This window comes from Methylobacterium sp. C25 (assembly GCF_021352225.1).
GTDB lineage: Bacteria > Pseudomonadota > Alphaproteobacteria > Rhizobiales > Beijerinckiaceae > Methylobacterium.
In genome coordinates this window covers 353,140-372,304 of sequence record NZ_JAAUVI010000001.1, presented here as the reverse complement: position 1 = coordinate 372,304, position 19,165 = coordinate 353,140, and the positions used below count along the sequence as shown (strand labels likewise).

The following is a 19,165-nucleotide window of genomic DNA, read 5'->3' as shown; positions in this document are numbered from 1 at the left end:
GACGATGCGTTGACGGCGCAGCGCGAGATTGCGAAGGCGCTGGCACAGGGATTCGAGAGGGCAACGGCGTGAGTGGTGCGGGACATCGCCGATCGCAGGACGTGCCTTCCCATTTTCACGAGACCGCCCGATGAGCGCTCCTCTCTTCCAGTTCGACAATCTCACCTTCGCAGTCGAGGGCCGCACCCTCCTGCAGCCGGTGAGCGCCACGCTGGAGCGGGGCCGCGTCTATGGCCTGATCGGGCACAATGGCTCGGGCAAGTCGACCCTGCTGAAGTTGCTCGCCCGTCAGCAGGACCCGAGCGGGGGCACCATCCATTTCGAGGACAAACCGCTGAATTCCTGGAACCGCCGGGAATTCGCGCGCAAGGTCGCCTACCTGCCGCAACAGCCCCCGGCGGCCACCGGCCTCACCGTGCGCGAGCTGGTCGGACTCGGCCGCTACCCGTGGCACGGGGCGCTCGGCCGTTTCGGCGAGGCCGACCGCGCCAAGGTCGAGGAGGCGATGCGGCTCACCGAGGTCGAGCCCTTCGCCGACCGTCTCGTCGACAGCCTGTCGGGCGGCGAGCGTCAGCGCGTCTGGCTGGCGATGCTAGTGGCCCAGGACGCGTCCTGCATGTTGCTCGACGAGCCCACCTCGGCCCTCGATATCGGCCACCAGCTCCAGGTGTTGCGCCTCGTGCGGCGGCTGGCCGAGCGGGGGCCGAGCGTCGTGGTCGTGCTGCACGACGTCAACATGGCCGCCCGCTTCTGCGACGAGCTGATCGCCCTGCATACCGGCCGGCTCATCCGGCGCGGCCCCTGTGCCGAGCTGATGACCGAAGAGGCGCTCAGGGCGATCTACGACGTGCCCATGGCCGTGCTGCGCCACCCCGAGAACGGCCAGCCGGTCAGCGTGGCGCTGTGACCACCTCACGCCGCGCCTTTCTGGCTGGCTCCGCGGCCCTGCTCGCCGCGACGGGTCGCGCTGCCGCCGACGATCAATCCGCTCGTGTGATCGCCGTCGGCTGGGCTGGCGTGCAGGCCCTTCTCGCCCTCGGCATCGCACCGCTCGCGCTGCCCGAGATCGAACGCTATCGCAACCTCGTGGTCGAGCCGGCCGTGCCGCCGGAGACGCGCGAACTGGGGCTGCGCTCCGAGCCCAATCTCGAGTTGATGAAGCGTCTCGCGCCGCATTTCATCGTCAACGAGACCGGCGTGCAGGTCGCCCGGACAACGCTGGAGCGGATCGCGCCGGTGGTGGATTTCCAGGCCCTCGCCCCCGGCAAGAGACCGCTCGACGTGTCTCGCCCCTCGACGGTCGCGCTGGCTCAGCGGCTTTGCCGGGAGGACGTGGCGCAGGCTTATCTAGCCGGCTGGGATGCCCGCATGGCCTCGGCGGCGGAAAAGCTGGCCGCCTATCGCGGCGGCCCGCTCTGCCTCGTCAGCGACATCTTCGGCAACCGCGCCCTCGTCTTCGGTGCCAACAGCCTCTACCAGGACGTGCTCGATCGGGTCGGCATCAAGAACGCCTTCACCGGCTCGACCAGTATCTATGGCCACGCCACGGTCGGCCTCGACGTGCTCGCCGGGCTGGCGCCGGACACCCGCCTCTGCATCCTCTCGGCCCGCGTGCCGAATCCCGAATTGCTGATGAAATACCGCCCGCTCTGGCGCGCCCTGCCGATGATGCGCGAAAACCGCGTCACCATCCTCTCCGACATCCTGTTCTACGGCGGCCTCCCCTCGGCCGATCGCTTCGCCAGGCTGCTGGTGGAGAAATTGCCGTTGGGGGCGTCGTGACAGCGGTGCCGCCGATCCCCGGTCACCAGACAGCCGTGATTGCTTCGCCTTCGGCGCGCAATGACGGGCGTTTCGTCCAGCCCGCGAGCTCGTTTCGATGCACGGCGTGAACGGTCCCGTCGTGCGCGTGTCCGAAGGCAGCTGGCGGCTGCCGGCGCTGATCGTCATCGGGCTGCTTGCCGCCGCGGCGGCGCTGGCTTTCCGCGACCTCAGCCTGCGCTTGCCCTACGACCAGTGGCGCGCCGGGTTTTTCGATCCGGACGTCACCGACACCCGCCAGATGCTTCTGCATTACACGGTGCTGCCGCGCATCATGGTCGCGATCCTGTGCGGGGCCGGGCTCGGCCTCGCGGGCACGGTCTGCCAGCAGGTGCTGCGCAATCCGCTGGCCGAGCCGACGACGCTCGGCGTCTCGGCCGGAGCGAGCCTCGCCTTGTCGGCGGCGACGCTCTGGGCGCCCTGGCTCTTCGTTTTCGGCAAGGAATGGGTGGCGCTCGCTGGAGCGGCGCTGGCGATCCTGTTCGTGTTCGGGCTCGCCTGGAACCGGGCGCTGTCGCCGGTCTCACTCGTCCTCGCCGGCCTGATCGTGACGCTCTATTGCGGCGCCATCGCCAGCTCGCTGGGCATCTTCCACCGCGACTACCTGATCGGCATCTACATCTGGGGTGCGGGCTTCCTGACGCAGCAGGGTTGGGAGAACGTGCTCTACCTGGCACCGCGCCTCGCCGGAGCCGCGGTTCTGATCGCGCTGATGATCAGGCCGCTGACCCTATTGGGGCTCGACGACGAGACCGCGCGCAATCTCGGTCTCGGCCTGACCGGGGCGCGGCTGGCAGCGCTCGTCGTCGCCGTTGCGCTGAGCGCGGCGGTGGTGACGGTCTCCGGCGTGATCGGCTTCGTCGGGCTTGCCGCGCCGGCACTCGTGACGCTGGCCGGCGCGCGAAAATTCCGCGACCGGCTGATCTGGGCGCCGCTCTGCGGGGCCGGTTTGCTCTGGCTGACCGACGGGCTCGTCCTGCTGATCCCCACCGGCTACCGCGAGATTCCCACCGGTGCCGCGACTGCGCTGCTCGGCGCGCCGATGCTGCTGATCCTGCTGCCGCGCCTGCGCACCGGCACCCTGTGGCGGCCCGAGCCGCCGCCGGTCGCACCGCGCGTCGCCCGCGGCGGCCTGCTGCTGACCTTGAGCCTCGCGGCGCTTGCCCTGGTGCTCTGGGGCGCGCTCGCCTTCTCGAACGGCCCCGACGGCTGGCATTGGGCTGGCCTCGCCGGCATCGAGGAGATGTGGCCCTGGCGCTGGCCGCGCACCGCCGCCGCACTCGCTGCCGGCGCGCTGCTCGCCGCAGCGGGGACGCTGCTGCAGCGGATGATGGGCAACCCGATGGCCGCGCCGGAGGTGCTCGGCGTGTCCTCGGGTGCTGCCATGGGCGTCATCATCGCGATCTTCGCGACGGCCGCGCCCTCGCGCGGCGTCCAGATCGTGGCGGGCGGGCTCGGTGCCTTCGCCGTGCTGTTCGGAATCCTCCTGCTCGGGCGCCGCTCCGCCTTCGCGCCGGAACGGCTGCTGCTCGCGGGTGTCGCCACCAGCGCGGCCTTCGGCGCGATCGTCGCCGTGGCGATGGCCACCGGTGATCCGCGCGTCGGGCTGCTGCTGACCTGGCTCGCCGGCTCGACCTATCAGGTCACCGGCAGCGAGGCCGCGCTCTTTCTCGGCGTCGCCGCGATGCTCCTGGCGTTGACGCCGCTGCTCTCGCGCTGGCTCGACATCCTGCCGCTCGGTGATCCGACCGCCCGCGCCGTCGGCCTGCATGTCGGCCGCTGCCGTCTGATCATCATGAGCGTTACCGCGCTGATGACAGCGGCCGCGACCCTCGTCGTCGGCCCGCTGAGCTTCGTCGGCCTGATGGCGCCGCATATGGCCCGCCTGATGGGCCTGCAGCGGGCGCTGCATCATCTCGTGGGCGCGGTGATCCTCGGGGCGCTGCTCATGACCTTCGCCGACTGGGCGGGGCGCGTGATCATCTTCCCGTATCAGGTGCCGTCGGGGCTGCTGGCCACCATCATCGGCGGCCCGTACCTGATGTGGCTGCTCAGGCGGCGGTAGACGTTCAGTCGTCGTCGACCGACCAGTAGCCCACGATGAGCTGCCGCTCCTTCGGCAGCCCGCGCTCCTTCTCGAAGTGCCGGCGCAGGGCCTTGGCGATGGAGAATTCGCAGCCGATCCAGATGAAGGGCTCGGCCCCGTCCGGCCAGGATGCCGCGGTGAGCGCGGCGAGCAGCCGCTCCTGAGACCCGGCCGGTGCGCTGTCGCGGTGAAGCCAGCGCAGGGCGACGCCTGCGGGCTTCGCGAGCGGGATCTCCTCCTCCGGTCCGGCGACCTCCAGGAACACTTCGCCACGGGCGTCCGGCGCCATGCCTTCGAGGATGCGGGCGATGGCCGGCAGCGCCGTCTCGCATCCCGCCAGCAGGTGCCAGGAGGCCGGGCGCACCGTCCGCCCGAGCGGGCCGACCATGCCGAGCCGCGCGCCCGGCTGCGCCGTCTCCGCGAAGGCCGAGCCGGGGCCGGCATCGGCGTGGAGCACGAAGTCGATGTCGAGGGTGCCCGCCGACAGGTCGATCCGGCGGATCGTGTAGTAGCGCGGCGTCGGCTTGCGGTCATCCGCGGGCCAGAGCGTGCGCCCGTCCGGGCCGGGCCTCGGCCATTCCGGCTCGGCAAGACCCTCCGGCGGGAAGTAGAGCCGCACGTGCAGGTCCTCGTCGCTGGCGAAGCGCGCGAGGTCGGGGCCGCTGAAGCGCAAGCGGCGCAGATGAGGCGTCAGATCCTCCGCGGAGACCAGCCGGATCTCCCGGAAATTGGCGAAGGCGTCGGGGCTTTCGCCGAGGCCCGTCCAGCGGATCTCCAGCGGCTCTTCGGCGAACTCGACGATGTGCTGGGCGAAGACCGAGCGGAACATCTCCAGATCGCCCGCATCCTCCGCCTCGACGCGCACGTTTAGTGCGCGCGCCGATACGGTAAGCGTGCCGGTGCCGCGGCCGAGATCGGCCACGGTACTGACGCCGCGCGTCTCGAACACGACCTCGTGCTCGACCATGTGCTCGATCAGCCGGGCGGCGAGCGTGGCCGGGTCGGTGAGCGCGATGTCGGTTTCGGTGACGGGCATGCGGATGGGGTCCCGGCCGCTGGTCTCGAGGGTCGGCGGAGCCTTACGCGGCCACGGCCTCGTGCGCCACTGGACCCTCGTCTTCGAGCGCCTTGCGGCAGAGGGCGGTCGCGTCGCGGATCATGAAGTTCACGAGCGTCGGCGAGACGCCGTTCTCGGCCGCGATGGTCTTCTGGGGCACCCCGTCGAGGCGATGGGCGAGGATCGCGTTCCGCATGCGCGCGGGCGCCTGATCGAGTGCCGCGAGCACGGCCTTCAGCGCCTGGCAGGCCTCCATGCGCTCGTGCGGGCAGGGGCACGGGCTCGCCGCCTCGTCGGCATCGCCGATCGGCGCAAGCAGGCGGCATTCGAGCCCGACCTGGCGGACGGCGTCGATGGCGAGGTTGCGGATCATCCGGCGCAGATAGCCGGCGGGGCTGTGCAACTCGGGGCCTGGTCCGTTCTGCCAGATCCGCAGGGCAGCATCCTGCACCACGTCCTCGGCCTTGGCCCGGCACTTCAGGATGCGGTACGCTACCTCGACGAAACGCGCGCGGTCGGCGAGCAGCAGATCGAGGAGATCCTGTTTCGGAAGGCTGGGTGGCATTGCCGGCACGGCGTCGTTTGCGGGCAAGCGCTTCCGCGCCGGCCGCACGGAGCGCCCGCCGATGCTGCGATCGAGAGGCGATGGTCGCACGGAAAACCCGCTCAGGGCCGCCTGGTTGCCGAGTTTGTTCATCGCGCCGGGTCTACCAGCGCAATTTTCCGTATTCAACAAGAAGAAATGGCAATCCGGCCCCTACGATTTGGTCAAAATACACAAATTATACTTATTCCAATGTAGAACTACATCGCTAGTTAGTGCCGGAAATGAACTCAATCCGACCCTCGCGCCCGACTGACCTTGCCGCGCCGCCGCCGGCTCTGTACTCCCCGGTCCGACTTGAGGCGGCCAGCGCCGCCTCGTGACGGGACACCCCATGATGACATCTCGCGGTGCGCCCGACGCTTCCGTGTTCGGACTGATGCGGCCCTATGCGCCGCTGATCGCGGGTTGCGCCGTGCTCGGTGGGGTGGGCGGCCTCAGCGTCGCCGGGCTCCTCGCCGTCGTCAATCGAGGGCTGCATGCGGGGCCGGATCAGGGTTCGGCGCTGGTGCTCGCCTTCGCGGGGCTCTGCATCCTGGCCCTGATTGGCTCGATCGGCTCCGATATCGGCACGAATTTCGTCGGCCAGCGCATCATCGCGGCCCTGCGCAAGGCGCTCGCGGCGCGCATCCTTGCGGCACCGATCGAAGCGCTGGAGCGCTACCGCAGCCACCGCCTGATCCCGGTGCTCACTCACGACGTCGACACGATCAGCGATTTCGCCTTCGTGCTGTCGAGCTTCGCCGTCTCGCTCACCATCAGCATCGGCTGCCTGATCTATCTCGCCATGCTTTCGCTGCCGATGTTCGCGGTGGTGGCACTGGCTGTGGTGATCGGCGTCGCGGTGCAGGCCTGGGCGCAGGTGCGGGGCGTTCTCGGCTTCCACGCCGCCCGCGACGGCGAGGACCGGCTGCAGAAGAACTATCGCGCCATCGCCGAGGGCGCGAAGGAGTTGCGCATCCATCGCGGCCGGCGCCGCCGCATCTATGCCGGCCAGCTCAATGCCACCATCGACTGGATCTGCGAGAAGCAGATCAGCGCCATCACCCTGTTCGTTTCGGCCCGGGCCTTCGGCACGGCTCTGTTCTTTCTCGTGATCGGCCTCGTGCTCGGGCTGCGCCAATGGGTCTGGACCGACATGGAGGCTTCGGCCGCCAGCGGCTTCGTACTGGTGCTGCTCTACATGCGCGGACCCGTGGACCAGATCATCAGCGCTCTGCCGGCCATGAGCCGAACCCTGGTGGCCCTGCGCCGGGTCAACGATCTCACGGCGCAGTTCTCGAACCCCGAGCAAGGACTGCTCAGCTCGCTCCATTCTCCGGAGCCGGAGACGAGCAAGCAGATTCGTTCGATCACCCTTCGCCAGGCCTCCTACGCCTTTCCGGCCTCCGGCGACGCGGCGCCCTTCGTTCTCGGCCCGGTCGACCTGGAGATCCGGGCCGGCGAGATCGTCTTCGTCGTCGGCGAGAACGGCTCGGGAAAGACCACGCTGATCAAGCTGCTGCTCGCCCTCTACGAGCCGGCTTCGGGGGGCCTGCTGCTCGACGGGGTACCGGTCACGGCGGAGACGCGTGACGCCTACCGCCAGCTCTTCACCACGGTGTTCTCGGATTACTACCTGTTCGAGGATCTCGTCGGCTCGGATGCCGACGTGCCGCCCGAGGCCAACCGCTACCTCGAGCGTCTCGAGGTCGCCCACAAGGTCAGCGTGAACGACGGGGTTCTCAGCACCGTCGATCTCTCGACCGGCCAGCGCAAACGCCTCGCCCTGCTCAACGCCTGGCTCGAGGGTCGTCCGGTCCTCGTCTTCGACGAATGGGCCGCCGACCAGGACCCGACGTTCCGCGGCATCTTCTACCGCGAATTGCTGCCCGACCTGCAGCGGCTGGGAAAGACGATCGTCGTGATCTCCCACGACGATCGCTATTTCGATGCGGCCGACCGGGTCGTGCGGATTGCAGGCGGACGAGTGGTGGCGGAGGAGCGGGCCGCGGTGACCGCCTGAGGTCGTCCCTACCTCGCGATGCCGGCCGGCGTCAGGCCCGTCCAGCGACAGGCGAAAGCATGGCCGGTTCGATCCCGTTCATGCGCAGGACGCGGTCGTACTTGTCGTCGAGGACGGGGTTGAAGATCAGCTCCGGATCGGCCGCACAGGTGAGCCAGCCATTGGCCAGGATCTCGTTTTCGAGCTGCCCGGCCTGCCAGCCGGCATAGCCGAGCGCCAGGATCGCGCTCTCCGGGCCGCAACCCTCGGCGATGGCACGCAGGATCTCGACCGTGGCGGTCAGGCAAATGCCGTCATCGATCACCAGCGTCGACTGATCGATGCGGAAATCCGACGAATGGAGCACGAAGCCACGCTTGGCGTCGACCGGGCCGCCCATCAGCACGGGCATGTGCCCGACCTGCTCGCGCAGCCGGATCTCATCCGCCGCCGGCGCGATCTCGAGCTGCATCAGCAGATCCGGCATGGTGAGGTCGGTCGCGGGCTTGTTGACGATGATGCCCATCGCTCCGTCCGCCGAGTGGTGACAGAGATAGATCAGCGAACGGGCGAAGCGCTCGTCGCCCATGCCCGGCATCGCCACGAGGAATTGCCGATCGAGATAGCCCGATCCGTCATCCTCGGCGGGGTCGTGTTCAGGGCTTGGCGGCGGGAACGGCTGCATCTCCTCATGCTAGTTCGAGGCCCGGTTTTGTCCATAACAGGATGGTGACTGCTCCATCGCGGCAGAGGCGTGTCTCCGCCTCGACACTGTCGTCTCGCCACGCTAACGCTGCCGCACGATCGAGGAGACGGTGAGAATGACGATTCAGGTTGGCGACCACCTGCCGCAGGTGACCTTCCGCGTGAATGGAACGGATGGCCCGCAGGCGAAGACCACCGACGACGTCTTCAAGGGCCGGCGCGTCGTTCTGGTCGGTGTGCCGGGTGCCTTCACCCCCGCCTGCCACAAGAACCACCTGCCCGGTTTCGTCGCCAACAAGGACGAAATCCTTGGGCGCGGTGTCGATGCCATCGCGATCACCGCGGTGAACGACATCTTCGTGCTCAACGCCTGGCAGGAGGCGACCGGCGCCCAGGGCCTCGAATTCCTGGCCGACGGCAATGCAGAATTCGCCAAGGCGATCGGCCTCGAGCTCGACGGCAGCGGCTTCGGCCTCGGCTCGCGCTCGCAGCGCTATGCCATGCTCGTCGATGACGGCGTGGTCCGCGTGCTCAACATCGAGGACTCGCCCTCGAAGGCCGAGGTTTCCAGCGCCGAGGCTTTGCTCAAGGTCATCTGATTTTCATCGCATGTCGCGATCATGAGCCGGGGTAAATCCCCGGCTTTTTCGTGCCCGCCACTGTTCCGGTTTCGCGAACGCTCGCGAGCACGGGTCAGCTCGCGACTTTCGGAGCCCTGAGCCGTCCGATCAGATTCCGCGCCTTGCGGTCCAGGTCCGGATAGCGGCGCAGGCCTCCGGCCGCGGCAGCACGAAGCGTCGCCGGAATGCCGGCAAGGCCGAGGCTCTCGGTGAGGTCGACGAGCGGGATCGGCGTCACGCCGAAGCGGCGCTTGTAGTCGTAGTTGCCGATGCTGAAATCAAACGAGCGGCAGCCTTCCGCATGCAATGCGGCCATGGTGCGCTCGATGATCAGCCGGCCCGGAGAGCAGTTGCTCCAGCGGCCCGAGGCATTGCTGATCCGGATCATCACGTAGGTCTCGGCGTCGCGGATGCCGAGCAGAGAGGCGACGACCTCGTCGCCGGCCATCAGGGCCGAGACCAGGACCTCCCCGCTGCCGAGGGAGCGCTCGATTAGCGTGCGGTAGAATCGGGCGAAGTCCGGATCGTCGAGGGCGTAGTCGGCGCCCTTCGCCCGCATGCGGATTTCCTGTTGATGCTCCATCGCATCGACGATGCGTTGCGCTTTCTCGGGATCGGTGACGATCTCGAAGGAGGTCTCGGGCTCGCGCGAGAAGACGCGCCAGCTCCGCTCCAGCTCCTTGCGCACCGTCTTCTCGAGGCCGCGGCGCCAGCCATCCCAGTCCTCGCCCGTGACCACGACGTTGCCGTTGAGGGCGCAGGGCTGGGCCTTCGGGAGCAGGGCCAGCGGGTTGGGGCGGCCACGCAGGGTCAGCGGCATCTTGGTGAGGCGCACGAGATCCGCAGGCGGAAGCGCCCTGCGGATCGCCTTCCAGAGGGCTGCCGCGCCCTCCGCATCGCGCGGCGCCGCCGGACCGAGGGCCGGGGCGTTGTAATCGGTCAGGTCGAGGTCGGCGAAGCCGATGCTGCAACGGCGCCCGACGCGCTGAAGCACGAGCGGCAGCCGCACGGCGACCTCTCGGCTCGCGACGTCGCGGGCCGTCACCAGCAGCGGCGTCAGGCCAGGGCGCTCGCGGAGCGCCGCATACCAGGCATCGAGCCAGGGCGTTTCCTGGAATGGGGTGCCCGCTCCGGTCCAGCCGGCCGAGACGGCCGACCAATCGGTGGTCGTCTCGACGACGTAGCGGGCCGCGCGCCGCGCCGCCGGGGCGGCGGAGGCGGCCTCGGCGGTTGGCGCGAGGGCGATCATGCGGCGACCTTCAGCTCGACGATCTCGCCGGGCGCCTCGGCGTCGAGGCGGAAATCCACCATGCGGCGAATGCTGCGCTCGCGCTTGACCCAGCTGGTATTGCGCATGGCCTTCTGCAGCAGCAGCTTCGACCAGTAGCTCGGGCCGGTGATGGCGCGGCTCTTCGGCTGATAGCCGAAGCGGTGACGCAGGATGCCGTTGGCGAGGTTCACCTTGCCGAGGCGGCGGATCGACTCGTCGTTGAAGGACACCGTCATCGAGACGTTGAGGCAGTCGAGGTTCTCGACGCGGTGCGGCGCGTTGAGCGGCCAGCTCAGCATCTGGCCGGGCGCGAGGTCGAGCGCCTGAGCGTGCTCGTCGTACCAGGGCGCGTAGGGCATATCGACCTCGACATCGAACAGCGCGATGTCCTCGAGGTTGTGCGGCGTCACGAAGGGCGCCGAGGACGGGTACACGTAGACCCGCTTGCGGCCGATGATCTGCCAGAGGTGCTGACCGGGCAGGTCGCAATGATAATAGACCTGGGCGCTCGGCGACGAGATCAGGATGCCGCTGGTGTATTCCGCCGGCTCGAAGCCCGGCACGCGCTCGGCCAGTTCCGCGAACATCGCGTCGAGCACGGCGCGGTAGCGCGTGTCGACGGTGTCGACGTTGCGCAGGTTGAGCCACATCCGGCCCTTCTCGATGGCATCGATCACGCCGGCGCCCGGCATGTTGCCGATTTCGCCCTCGCGCCAGAATCGACGCTGACCCGCCGCGCCCATATGCACGAGGCCGTATTGCTCGCGCGGATAGCGGTCGATCAGGTCGGCGAGTGCGTCCTTCGAAAAGATTGGCATCTCGTGCAGCCGATGCTGCAGGCGCAGGGGCTGGTGGCTCCAGAGCGCTAAGTGGGTGTCGTTCCAATCCGTGAAGATGGCTGGGCTGCTCATGCTGTCCTCGTTCGTCGACGTGGCCGGCAATCGGTCTCGTTCCGGCACACGCCTGACCCGCTCTCGGACGTTCGGCCCGTGAAAGGCGGCGTGTGCCGACCGGGTCGCAACCGCGATGCCGGATCGCCTGTCTTGTTTTTGCGGCCAGATGAGAGCCCACGACGCTGCTCGGACCCTTCGAAGCATTTCGTAAGGCAATTCGGTCAGGCTCCGACGCCGTGCGGGCACTGCGCCCGGTGCGAGATCCCTCCGTGACGCCGTCCATGCCCTCAGCCGATCGGTCGCCGGCGAGCCTTCACCTGCTCGGCAGTGGCAAGCCGCCGTGCGGCATCGGCGATTTCAGCCGGTTGCTTCTCGAAAGCCTGCAGGATGGCGAGCCGAACCGGCACGCTGCGCTCACGGTCGAGCCGCGCGCGTTTCGCCTCGCCGAGACCTGGCGCGCCCTCGGGCGGGCGGATGCGGTGGTCGCGAACTTCCCGGTGGTGGCCTGGAAGCAGGCTTTGTTCGGCCCGCTGGCGATCTACGCACTTGCCAAGCTTCGTCGGCGCAGATGCGTGACCGTCCTCCATGAATGGGCCGGGCTGCATCGACTGCGCCGTCTCGTTCTGAGACCCATCCTGCTCCTGTCCGACACGATCTTTCTGGTCTCGCCGCAGGTGCGCGAGGAGCTGGCCGCCGACCCGCTGGTGGGCTCTCTCGCGAGCCGGGCCGCGCTGATGCCGGTGCCGCCGAACCTGGCGCGTCCGGCCAGCGTCGCCGACAGCCCGTTGCGCCAGCGCCTGCTCGATGCGCGGCGCGAAGGACGGCTCGTCCTCGGCCATTTCGGCTCGATCTATCCCGGAAAGCAGCCGGAGGCAGTGCTCGACATCGCGGCCGCCTTGAAGGCGCGCGGCGCCGCTCCGCTCCTGGTGTTCATCGGCTCCTTCATCAAGGCGAGCGACGGGATCGAGGACATCTTCCGCGACAAGGTCGCAGCCTCGGGTCTGGCGGACGACGTGATCGTCTCGGGCTATGTGGCCTCGGCCGAGGAACTGTTCGGCCTGTTCGAGACAGTCGATGCCTTCGCCTACGTGCTGCCAGAGGGTCTGACCGCGCGCCGCGCCAGCGTACTGGCTTCCGTTCAGGCTGGCCGGCCGGTGGTCGTCACGGCTCCGGCGCTGCCGGACGAGTTCGACCACCATCCGCGCTACCGGGCCCTTCTCGACAGCGGCGCGATCGTGCTCGTGCCGCGGGATGCTGGTTCGGATGCCTATGCGGAACATGTTCTGGCTGCGCGCGCCCGTCCGACCAGCCATCCCGATCTCGACCGGCGTACGTGGTTCCGGGATGCGGCGGATGTGCTGCGCGGCAAGTTGAGCTGACCTCGTTCAGCGTATTCGGAACCGCGCAAGGTAATGCAACCCGAACGTCGCGAACAGGAACATGATCCAGATCGCGTCGCTGCGGTCGAAGAAGAAGCTCTCCATCGACGACAGCAGGATGCCGAACAGCCAGATCTGCAGGAACATCGTCGCAAACGGGCCGGTATTGCCGGTTTCGAACTGCAGCTTCTGGTAGTTGCGCAGCGGCCCGAGCACGAAGACGACCAGCAGCAGGACCAGGCCGACCGCGCCCAGCGTCAACGTCGTGTCGATATAGCCGTTGTGGCTATGGCTGGCGTAGCCGGCCCACGTCGCGCCTTCCTCCGACACGTCACGAACCGTCTGGGTGCCCCAGAACGCGGCGAAGCCGTAGCCGGTGATCGGCCGCGCGGCGATGGTCTCGATCGCGAAGCGCCAAATGTCGGTACGGCCGGTGAAGGTCGAGTCGACCGGCAGCGCCGCGACGACCGAGGCTAGGCCGTCGCTCATCACCGTTCCGATCGTGAAGACGTTGAGCATCAGGACGGGGCCGATTGCGATCAGCACCCGGCCGCCGAAGCTCCGTATGACGGCGAAAGCGCCGGTCAGCCCGAAGACCACGAGGCTCAGCGCGAAGGCGCTCTTGCCCTCGGAGCCGACGAGGAACACGCAGGCCAGTCCGAGGATCGCCAGTCCGGAGACCCGTCCGCCCGCTCGGAAGACGGCGACACCGATGAAGAGCAGCATCGCCATCACGGCGGCGGCCGCGTTCTTGTGGCCGAAGGAGCCCCGCCAATTGCCCGCCAGTCCCGGTTCCTGCAGGTCGTGCGCCTGATGGATGGCGAGGTCAGGGACTACGATCATTCCGACGTAGCACAGGGCCAGTAGCGCCAGCGCGGTGATCGCGAGCAGGTTGCGAAGCTCGGCGCGGGTCTGGGCCAGCAGCGGCAGGCAGGCGGTCATCAGCATGACCGCCGCCGTCAGGGCCAGACGCTTGGCCGAAGTGCCATGGTCCTGGGACAGGATCACGCTCATGGCGAGCCACGCCGCGAGCGCGAGATGCGTCGGTGTGATCAGCGAGGTGAGCGCCGGGGCATGCTCGCGCATCGCAAGCAGCAGGGCGGCGAGCGCGAACGTGCCGAAGATGGCGTAGGTCATCGTCTCCTGGCCGGTGACGATGTCGCCGAGTTCGAGCCGCGACAGGTCGACGAACGGCTTCAACGTGATCAGCGCGAGCAGAAGGATGGCCAGAAACAGAGCCTGCCGCACGAGCCGCAGAATCGGCAGCCCGGCGGCAAGCTCGCCGATTTGGCCCAGCGTGACTGTGGCCGCGTTGGCGTCTCCCAACGGCGCTGCCGCCGCCGTCCGTATCCCGAAGGCTGGTTGCTTCGGGGTCATTTCGGCGCCGCCGCGCGATACTGCTGCGGCTCGATGCCTGCCGCGGCGAGGCATCGCCCGAAGGCGACGAGCAGGGGATGCAGCGCGATCTTCGGCTGGCGGGTCTCGGCGAGGAGTCGCAGCCCCCGAACCATCGAGATGGCCAGCACGCCGAGGGATTTCGCGGCGATGGCGATCCGTTCCGGGCCGCCGTCGGCATGCTTCAGCTCGATCCGGTGATTGATCGCGCCGATGCGCAAGCCGCGCGTCGCCAGCCAGCGCATCGTCGTGCGGGCGAGCGGCACGGTCTCGCGGATCACCGCCTCCTGCACCCATTGGAACGGGATGCCGGCCCGCTGGGCGCGCACGAAGAAATCCGTGTCGCCGCCGCCGAGGAAGTTATAGGCCACGTCGAAAGCGGGCAGCCCCAGCCGCTCGAAGGTGGTGCGGGCGATCAGGCAATTGCCGCTTCCGTAAATCCTCGGCACGGGGCCGCTCGTGTCGAAGGCCGGCCGGAATGCCGGATGCTGGGCGAGTGCGGGGGAACCTCCGCGGGCGATCTGCGGCATGACCGGACCTCCGACAATGCCCGCACCGGTCCGCTCGGCCGTGGAGACCATGGCCTCGAGCCAGCCCGCCTCGGCCCATTCGTCGTCGTCGATCATCAGAAAGTAGCGTGCGGCCGGGAAGGCGCTGAGCGCGGCCGAAAAGGCTGCGTTGATCGCGTGGCAATTGCCCTGGCTCCGCTCGATCAGGGTGAGGCCGCGCAGATGGCCTGCCGAGAAATACTCCCCGGCGACGTCCGCGCCCTGCTGCTCGACGGCGTCGTTCTCGACGACGACGACCGCGAAGGGCCGACGGCAGCTCTGCGCAATCAGCGAATCGAGCGTGCGCGCAAGCCAGTCCGGCCGGCGGAAGGTTGGCACGCAGACGACGATGTCGATGTCGCTCGTATTGGTCATGACGCCCTCCGGCATCTGCCGTCGCGTGGGACAGGGCTGTGTCATTGCGAAACCTCGACGGCTCTCATGCCACCCGAATTGCAAGTTCGGGTCCGTGGAGGCCGCGGCGCGCATATCGCGCTGCATGGCGTCCGGAACGCGTGGCCCGCGAGGGAAGCCGTGTGACCGTCCAACAGGGCATCCGGCACGTCCCACGCTTGGTGTCATGGGTCTGGCACGCGGCCTGCGGACAGTCCGGCCATGAGCGCAACTCTGTCCCGAAATCCGACCCTTATCGGAGCGACGACCGTCACGGAGCGACCCGTTTCGGGACGTCGCTTCAATCCGGCACGGCTACTGCCCGAGCAGTGGGCGTCGCACCGGAAGGCTGCGCTCGGATATTTCCAGCTCCTCGCAGGTTCGGGCGGGCGCCTCGGGCTGCAGGTCGTCTACTTCTTCCTGCTCGCCAATACTCTGAGCCTCGCCGACATGGGCGTGTTCGCCACGGTGTCGGCGACCGGCGTGCTGATCGGCTGTTTCGCTGGCTTCGGGTTCCAGGCTTTCGTCATGCGATCGGCCGCTGGCCGGCGCTCATCGCTCGGCGGCTATCTCGCGGCCTATTACGTGTGTTTCGCCGCCGCCCTGCCGATCATGCTGGCGACGGCTTGGCTGCTCTATATCGCCCTGTTCAGTCACGTGATCGCCCTGCCGGGCTATTTCGCGATCATCATCGTCGAGGTGGCACTCTGGCGGCAGATCGAGCTTCTCGTCCAGGTCAATAACGGGCTCGGCCGGTTCGGCGCGGCCTCAACCCTCGTCTCACTGCCTGTCGGCTTCCGTGCCGCGGCCGCGGTCGCGTTCTGGGCCATGGGCGGCGGCAGCGCCGAGACCTGGAGCCTCTACTACCTCGTCGGCAACCTCATCGCCGTCGTCGTCCTGGTGGCTGTCTTCCACCCCCGAATCCGCATGCGGTTCCGTCCGAGACTTCTCAAGGCGAAGCTGCGCGACGGGCTGTTCTTCGCCGTGTCCTATTGCATGTTCCTGGCGCAGGGCGAGATCGACAAGGTGATCATCCTCTCGCTCGCGGGCGAGCGTGCCGCGGGCATCTACGCGATCTCGATCAGGCTCATCGACCTCACCGGCGTGCCGTTACGGCCGATGTTCATGATGTACTCGCGCAAGCTCATCCAGGCGGGTCGGGCGACCAAGGCGCTGATCCGCGAAAGCCTCAAGATCGAGGCATTGGTCGCGGGTGTCTCTACCGGCGGTCTGCTCGCCCTCATCGTGCTGCTCACGCTCTGGCCGACCATCCTCGGCGCCAACGTCTCGTCGGCTTACGGGATGCTGACGGTCATCCTCCTCGTGCCTGCCGTCCGAAACCTGCTCGAGTTCCACAGCGAGCTGTTCTTCGCCTTTGGAAACATGGGTCTTCGGGCCGTCGTGACCGCCGCACTGGTGGTCATCAAGGCCGCCGCCGTCGCGTTGCTGATCACCGCTCTGCCGTCGACGGCCGATTGGGCGCCATGGCTGAATGGTGTTTTCGCGGCAATCTACGCCCTTTCCTTCGTGGCCGTGTACGGCCTGTTGACCAGGAACGCTGCATCATGAGCGCGGGTCCGATCATCCCTTTCTCGGTCGGCGGGAGACCGGCCTTTCGCAACGGCCCCGGACTGATGGAGGCGCGCATGCAGAGTCAAACCGGAGCACCGGAGCAGGGGCGCCCCGAGACCGTCGGCCTGGTCACCCTCAGCCATCGCGGAGATCTCAAGCGCTGCGCGCTGCTGTTCGACAGCATCGACCGGCACGTGCCGCGCCGCGGACAGCACTACGTCATCGTCGACGACGAGGATGTGCCGCTCTTCGCGCCGTATGCGCGCGCCGATCGCCAGATCCTGCCGCTCTCGCGCTTCGTGCCGCGCTGGCTGCGACCGATCCCGGCGCTTCGCTGGCGCGGACGCCGCTACTGGTGGTCCACCCACGGCAAGCCAATCAGCGGCTGGCATATCCAGCAGATCGTGAAGATCGAGGCGGTGCGTTCACTGCCCGAAGAGCGCTTCTGCCTGATCGACTCCGACATCTACTTCTTCAAGGACTTCGACGCCGCGGAGATCGCCGATCCCAACCCGACGCCGTTCCACGTGCATCCCGGCGGCGTCACCGAGGCACGTCCCCGCCACAAGCTCTGGGTCGCCACGGCCGCGCGGCTCCTCGCGACGCCGCAGCCGTCGCTTCCGGCCGACGACTACATCGACCAGATCATCGTCTGGGATCAGGCGACCATCCGCGCGATGATCGCGCGCATGGAGAGCGTCTCCGGGCGCAACTGGGTCGCGGCCATGTGCCGGGACCGCGACTTCTCCGAGTATATGATCTACGGCGCTTTCGTGGTGACCTCGCCGGCCGCCCTGGCCCGGCATGCGCCCACCGGCGAGAGCTTCACTCGCACGCATTGGGATGCGGATGAGCTGAACGTTGCCGACATCCTCGCGATGCTGCGCGCGGCGACCCCGCGCGAAAGGGCCTTCTGCATCCAGTCGTTCGGGTCGACGCCGCTCGCAACGATCCGCACGGCTCTCGATACTTTTTATTCCGAACCGTCAGAATCGAAACAAAAAAGTCGAACGGAAGCTGCCTGAAGGCAACACTGACGTGCAGCGATAGCTTCGGTGCACGTGCGATATTGGACAGTTGCACGCGGATTTCGCGCAAAGCTCTGATCTGTAGGTGGAAAAATAACCCGTACTCTGCCAAAAGCGGTGCTCGGTCTTCAAATCGGGACCTCCATCGCTGCGGCAGATGAAAAAATTGTCCTCGACCAGGACAGACATCATTCGACGATGGAGGATTGATCATGCATCAGACGATCGCGGCGGATGGGCTGATGCCGATCGCCCAAAGCGACCTGCACCACGACACCGAGATGCCTGCGGGCGAGGCGGGCTATAGCCTCGCCAAAGTCCACTCGGTTCTGCAGAAGCTTCTGCCGGCCGGCAAGGTCTCGGTCTACGAGGCCGGCGGCGGTGCAGCCTCCTACCTGCCGGCAGCGCTCCTGAGGCGCTCCAGCGTCACCGTCGTCGACATCGACCCGACCCAGATCTTCAACAACGCTTATGCCGAGACCCGGATCTGTGGCGACGTGCAGACCCATCGCCTGCCGGCCGAGAGCATCGACCTCATCACCAGCTACAACGTCATCGAGCACTTGCCCGAGGTCGACGCCGCGCTCGAGTGCTTTGCGGGAGCCGTGAAGCCCGGTGGTCTCATTCTGATCGGCGCTCCGCACCCACGCTCGCTCTCGGGGCTCGTGACCAAGCACTCGCCGCACTGGTTCCACGTCTGGTTCTACCGCCACATCCGCGGAAACGAACGCGCGGGGCAGCCGGGTGAGGCACCGTTCCCGGTCCACTATCATCCGCTGGTCCTGCCGGCCCGCCTCAAGGCCTTCATGGCCGCGCGCGGCTTCGAGACCGTTTACGAGCGCGTCTACGAGAGCCCGCGCTTCGCGGAGATGCGTGTGCGCCATCGAGCCCTCTCGATCGTGGTCGACGGGATCACGGGCCTGGTCAACGGGCTGCTGCTCAACCGGGTGAACCTCCGCCACGGCGACTATCACCTCGTCCTGCGCAAGCGTGCGGATGCGCGCGTCGCGGCGGAGTAGTCGCTTGCTCACGGTGCCGCTGGATGGTGACGTCGCGCGTGCCGCCAACTGGCGGGCACGCCTGACGCATCGTCTTGCCCGGCACCTGCGCACCTCTCCGGCGACGCTTGCCCCCGCGACGCCGCTGGTCAGTTTCACCTTCGACGACGTCCCCGTCTGCGCCGCCACGACAGGCGCGCAGATGATGGAGGCTCATGGCGCCAGAGGCACCTTCTATATCTCTGGCGGCTTGATCGGGACGCAGGCCCTGCATTGGCGCGTCGCGGATGCGGATCAAATCGTGGCCCTGCACGAGGCCGGTCATGAGATCGGCAGCCATACCTACTCGCACGTCTTCGTGCCCAATCTCCGCTCCCAGGACATCGTCGCGGAATCCCAGCGCAACGCCACCTGCCTGCGCGCGATCGTGCCCGGCCTGACCCTCGAAAGCTTCGCCCTTCCTTATGGGTTCGGTTCGCTCGCGGCCAAGAAGACGCTCGCCTCGATCTACCGGACCAGCCGCGGCATCGTGCCTGGCCTGAACGTCGGCAGGGCTGACCTGCAACTCCTCAACGCCCATCCGCTGATGGATGGACGGACGGACGCCGCCCGGATCGCGCGGATGATGGACGAGGCCCTGGAGAAGAAGGGCTGGCTCGTCTTCTACGGTCACGACGTCGTCGAGAACCCGAGCCCGTATGGGTGTTCGCCTGCCTTGCTCGAGGCAGCCCTGCGCGCAGCCAGCGACCGCGGCATTGCGTGCGTGCCCGTCGCCGAGGCCCTGCGCCGCTCGCTCTGACGAGCGCTTAACG

General features: G+C 67.8%; 17 protein-coding genes. 10 read left to right on the top strand and 7 right to left on the bottom strand.

Features of this window, described 5'->3' with window-relative positions; all coding sequences use genetic code 11:
* The first annotated feature begins 130 nt into the window (after window positions 1-130).
* From HCU64_RS01735 to fhuB, 3 genes are all read left to right on the top strand, one after another.
* A complete protein-coding gene (locus HCU64_RS01735) occupies window positions 131-907 on the top strand; it encodes an ATP-binding cassette domain-containing protein (protein ID WP_233382066.1) in 777 nt (258 codons plus the stop codon).
* Window positions 904-1,782 (top strand): ABC transporter substrate-binding protein, encoded by an 879-nt coding sequence (locus tag HCU64_RS01730; RefSeq protein ID WP_233382065.1) that lies wholly within the window; start codon window positions 904-906, stop codon window positions 1,780-1,782. The genes HCU64_RS01735 and HCU64_RS01730 overlap by 4 nt, the downstream gene beginning before the upstream one ends.
* Window positions 1,783-1,879: 97 nt before the next feature.
* Window positions 1,880-3,886, top strand: a complete 2,007-nt coding sequence (gene fhuB, locus HCU64_RS01725; protein WP_233382064.1) for a Fe(3+)-hydroxamate ABC transporter permease FhuB — start codon at window positions 1,880-1,882, stop codon at window positions 3,884-3,886.
* A gap of 4 nt (window positions 3,887-3,890) precedes the next feature.
* On the opposite strand, the gene HCU64_RS01720 is transcribed toward fhuB, so the two are convergent.
* Window positions 3,891-4,943: a siderophore-interacting protein gene (locus HCU64_RS01720; protein ID WP_233382063.1), complete on the bottom strand. Its 1,053-nt coding sequence runs from the start codon at window positions 4,941-4,943 to the stop codon at window positions 3,891-3,893.
* Window positions 4,944-4,986: 43 nt separating this feature from the next.
* On the bottom strand, window positions 4,987-5,529 hold the full coding sequence (locus HCU64_RS01715) for a sigma-70 family RNA polymerase sigma factor (RefSeq protein WP_233382062.1): 543 nt from the start codon (window positions 5,527-5,529) through the stop codon (window positions 4,987-4,989).
* A 373-nt stretch (window positions 5,530-5,902) separates the two neighbouring features.
* Here HCU64_RS01715 and HCU64_RS01710 point away from each other — a divergent pair, with 373 nt between their 5' ends.
* Complete coding sequence (locus HCU64_RS01710) at window positions 5,903-7,573, top strand: cyclic peptide export ABC transporter (protein ID WP_325169941.1); 1,671 nt, start codon at window positions 5,903-5,905, stop codon at window positions 7,571-7,573.
* A gap of 31 nt (window positions 7,574-7,604) precedes the next feature.
* On the opposite strand, the gene HCU64_RS01705 is transcribed toward HCU64_RS01710, so the two are convergent.
* Entirely contained in the window at window positions 7,605-8,237 is a 633-nt protein-coding gene (locus HCU64_RS01705; protein WP_233382061.1) for a YqgE/AlgH family protein, read from the bottom strand.
* 136 nt (window positions 8,238-8,373) lie between these two features.
* On the opposite strand from HCU64_RS01705, the gene HCU64_RS01700 reads away from it, so the two are divergent.
* Window positions 8,374-8,856, top strand: a complete 483-nt coding sequence (locus HCU64_RS01700; RefSeq protein WP_233382060.1) for a peroxiredoxin — start codon at window positions 8,374-8,376, stop codon at window positions 8,854-8,856.
* Between the two features lie 94 nt (window positions 8,857-8,950).
* Here the strand turns inward: HCU64_RS01700 and HCU64_RS01695 are convergent, their stop codons facing one another.
* Both HCU64_RS01695 and HCU64_RS01690 read right to left on the bottom strand, forming a co-directional pair.
* Entirely contained in the window at window positions 8,951-10,126 is a 1,176-nt protein-coding gene (locus tag HCU64_RS01695) for a GNAT family N-acetyltransferase (RefSeq protein WP_233382059.1), read from the bottom strand.
* Complete coding sequence (locus HCU64_RS01690) at window positions 10,123-11,058, bottom strand: hypothetical protein (RefSeq protein ID WP_233382058.1); 936 nt, start codon at window positions 11,056-11,058, stop codon at window positions 10,123-10,125. Before HCU64_RS01690 ends, HCU64_RS01695 begins: the two co-directional genes overlap by 4 nt.
* A 263-nt stretch (window positions 11,059-11,321) precedes the next feature.
* Between HCU64_RS01690 and HCU64_RS01685 the strand changes: the two genes are divergently transcribed.
* Entirely contained in the window at window positions 11,322-12,419 is a 1,098-nt protein-coding gene (locus HCU64_RS01685) for a hypothetical protein (RefSeq protein ID WP_233382057.1), read from the top strand.
* 6 nt (window positions 12,420-12,425) lie between these two features.
* On the opposite strand, the gene HCU64_RS01680 is transcribed toward HCU64_RS01685, so the two are convergent.
* Both HCU64_RS01680 and HCU64_RS01675 read right to left on the bottom strand, forming a co-directional pair.
* Entirely contained in the window at window positions 12,426-13,796 is a 1,371-nt protein-coding gene (locus HCU64_RS01680; RefSeq protein ID WP_233382056.1) for an O-antigen ligase family protein, read from the bottom strand.
* Window positions 13,793-14,737 (bottom strand): glycosyltransferase family 2 protein, encoded by a 945-nt coding sequence (locus tag HCU64_RS01675; protein ID WP_233382055.1) that lies wholly within the window; start codon window positions 14,735-14,737, stop codon window positions 13,793-13,795. The genes HCU64_RS01680 and HCU64_RS01675 overlap by 4 nt, the downstream gene beginning before the upstream one ends.
* 240 nt (window positions 14,738-14,977) lie before the next feature.
* On the opposite strand from HCU64_RS01675, the gene HCU64_RS01670 reads away from it, so the two are divergent.
* The 4 genes from HCU64_RS01670 to HCU64_RS01655 all read left to right on the top strand — a co-directional run bounded on the left by HCU64_RS01670 (window position 14,978) and on the right by HCU64_RS01655 (window position 19,152).
* Window positions 14,978-16,324 (top strand): lipopolysaccharide biosynthesis protein, encoded by a 1,347-nt coding sequence (locus HCU64_RS01670; RefSeq protein ID WP_233382054.1) that lies wholly within the window; start codon window positions 14,978-14,980, stop codon window positions 16,322-16,324.
* A 77-nt stretch (window positions 16,325-16,401) separates the two neighbouring features.
* Window positions 16,402-17,352, top strand: coding sequence for a DUF6492 family protein (locus HCU64_RS01665; RefSeq protein WP_233382053.1), 951 nt, complete (start codon window positions 16,402-16,404; stop codon window positions 17,350-17,352).
* Window positions 17,353-17,567: 215 nt separating this feature from the next.
* Window positions 17,568-18,374, top strand: coding sequence for a class I SAM-dependent methyltransferase (locus HCU64_RS01660; RefSeq protein WP_233382052.1), 807 nt, complete (start codon window positions 17,568-17,570; stop codon window positions 18,372-18,374).
* Window positions 18,375-18,387: 13 nt separating this feature from the next.
* On the top strand, window positions 18,388-19,152 hold the full coding sequence (locus tag HCU64_RS01655) for a polysaccharide deacetylase family protein (protein ID WP_233382874.1): 765 nt from the start codon (window positions 18,388-18,390) through the stop codon (window positions 19,150-19,152).
* Window positions 19,153-19,165 lie beyond the last annotated feature (13 nt).

Excerpts from the sequence above, each read along its gene's own strand:
- HCU64_RS01735 (WP_233382066.1), top strand. The coding sequence starts at position 131 with ATGAGCGCTCCTCTCTTCCAGTTCGACAATCTCACCTTCGCAGTCGAG.
- fhuB (WP_233382064.1), top strand. The coding sequence starts at position 1,880 with ATGCACGGCGTGAACGGTCCCGTCGTGCGCGTGTCCGAAGGCAGCTGG.
- HCU64_RS01720 (WP_233382063.1), bottom strand. The coding sequence starts at position 4,943 with ATGCCCGTCACCGAAACCGACATCGCGCTCACCGACCCGGCCACGCTC.
- HCU64_RS01715 (WP_233382062.1), bottom strand. The coding sequence starts at position 5,529 with ATGCCACCCAGCCTTCCGAAACAGGATCTCCTCGATCTGCTGCTCGCC.
- HCU64_RS01710 (WP_325169941.1), top strand. The coding sequence starts at position 5,903 with ATGATGACATCTCGCGGTGCGCCCGACGCTTCCGTGTTCGGACTGATG.
- HCU64_RS01705 (WP_233382061.1), bottom strand. The coding sequence starts at position 8,237 with ATGCAGCCGTTCCCGCCGCCAAGCCCTGAACACGACCCCGCCGAGGAT.
- HCU64_RS01700 (WP_233382060.1), top strand. The coding sequence starts at position 8,374 with ATGACGATTCAGGTTGGCGACCACCTGCCGCAGGTGACCTTCCGCGTG.
- HCU64_RS01695 (WP_233382059.1), bottom strand. The coding sequence starts at position 10,126 with ATGATCGCCCTCGCGCCAACCGCCGAGGCCGCCTCCGCCGCCCCGGCG.
- HCU64_RS01690 (WP_233382058.1), bottom strand. The coding sequence starts at position 11,058 with ATGAGCAGCCCAGCCATCTTCACGGATTGGAACGACACCCACTTAGCG.
- HCU64_RS01685 (WP_233382057.1), top strand. The coding sequence starts at position 11,322 with ATGCCCTCAGCCGATCGGTCGCCGGCGAGCCTTCACCTGCTCGGCAGT.
- HCU64_RS01680 (WP_233382056.1), bottom strand. The coding sequence starts at position 13,796 with ATGACCCCGAAGCAACCAGCCTTCGGGATACGGACGGCGGCGGCAGCG.
- HCU64_RS01675 (WP_233382055.1), bottom strand. The coding sequence starts at position 14,737 with ATGACCAATACGAGCGACATCGACATCGTCGTCTGCGTGCCAACCTTC.
- HCU64_RS01670 (WP_233382054.1), top strand. The coding sequence starts at position 14,978 with ATGAGCGCAACTCTGTCCCGAAATCCGACCCTTATCGGAGCGACGACC.
- HCU64_RS01665 (WP_233382053.1), top strand. The coding sequence starts at position 16,402 with ATGCAGAGTCAAACCGGAGCACCGGAGCAGGGGCGCCCCGAGACCGTC.
- HCU64_RS01660 (WP_233382052.1), top strand. The coding sequence starts at position 17,568 with ATGCATCAGACGATCGCGGCGGATGGGCTGATGCCGATCGCCCAAAGC.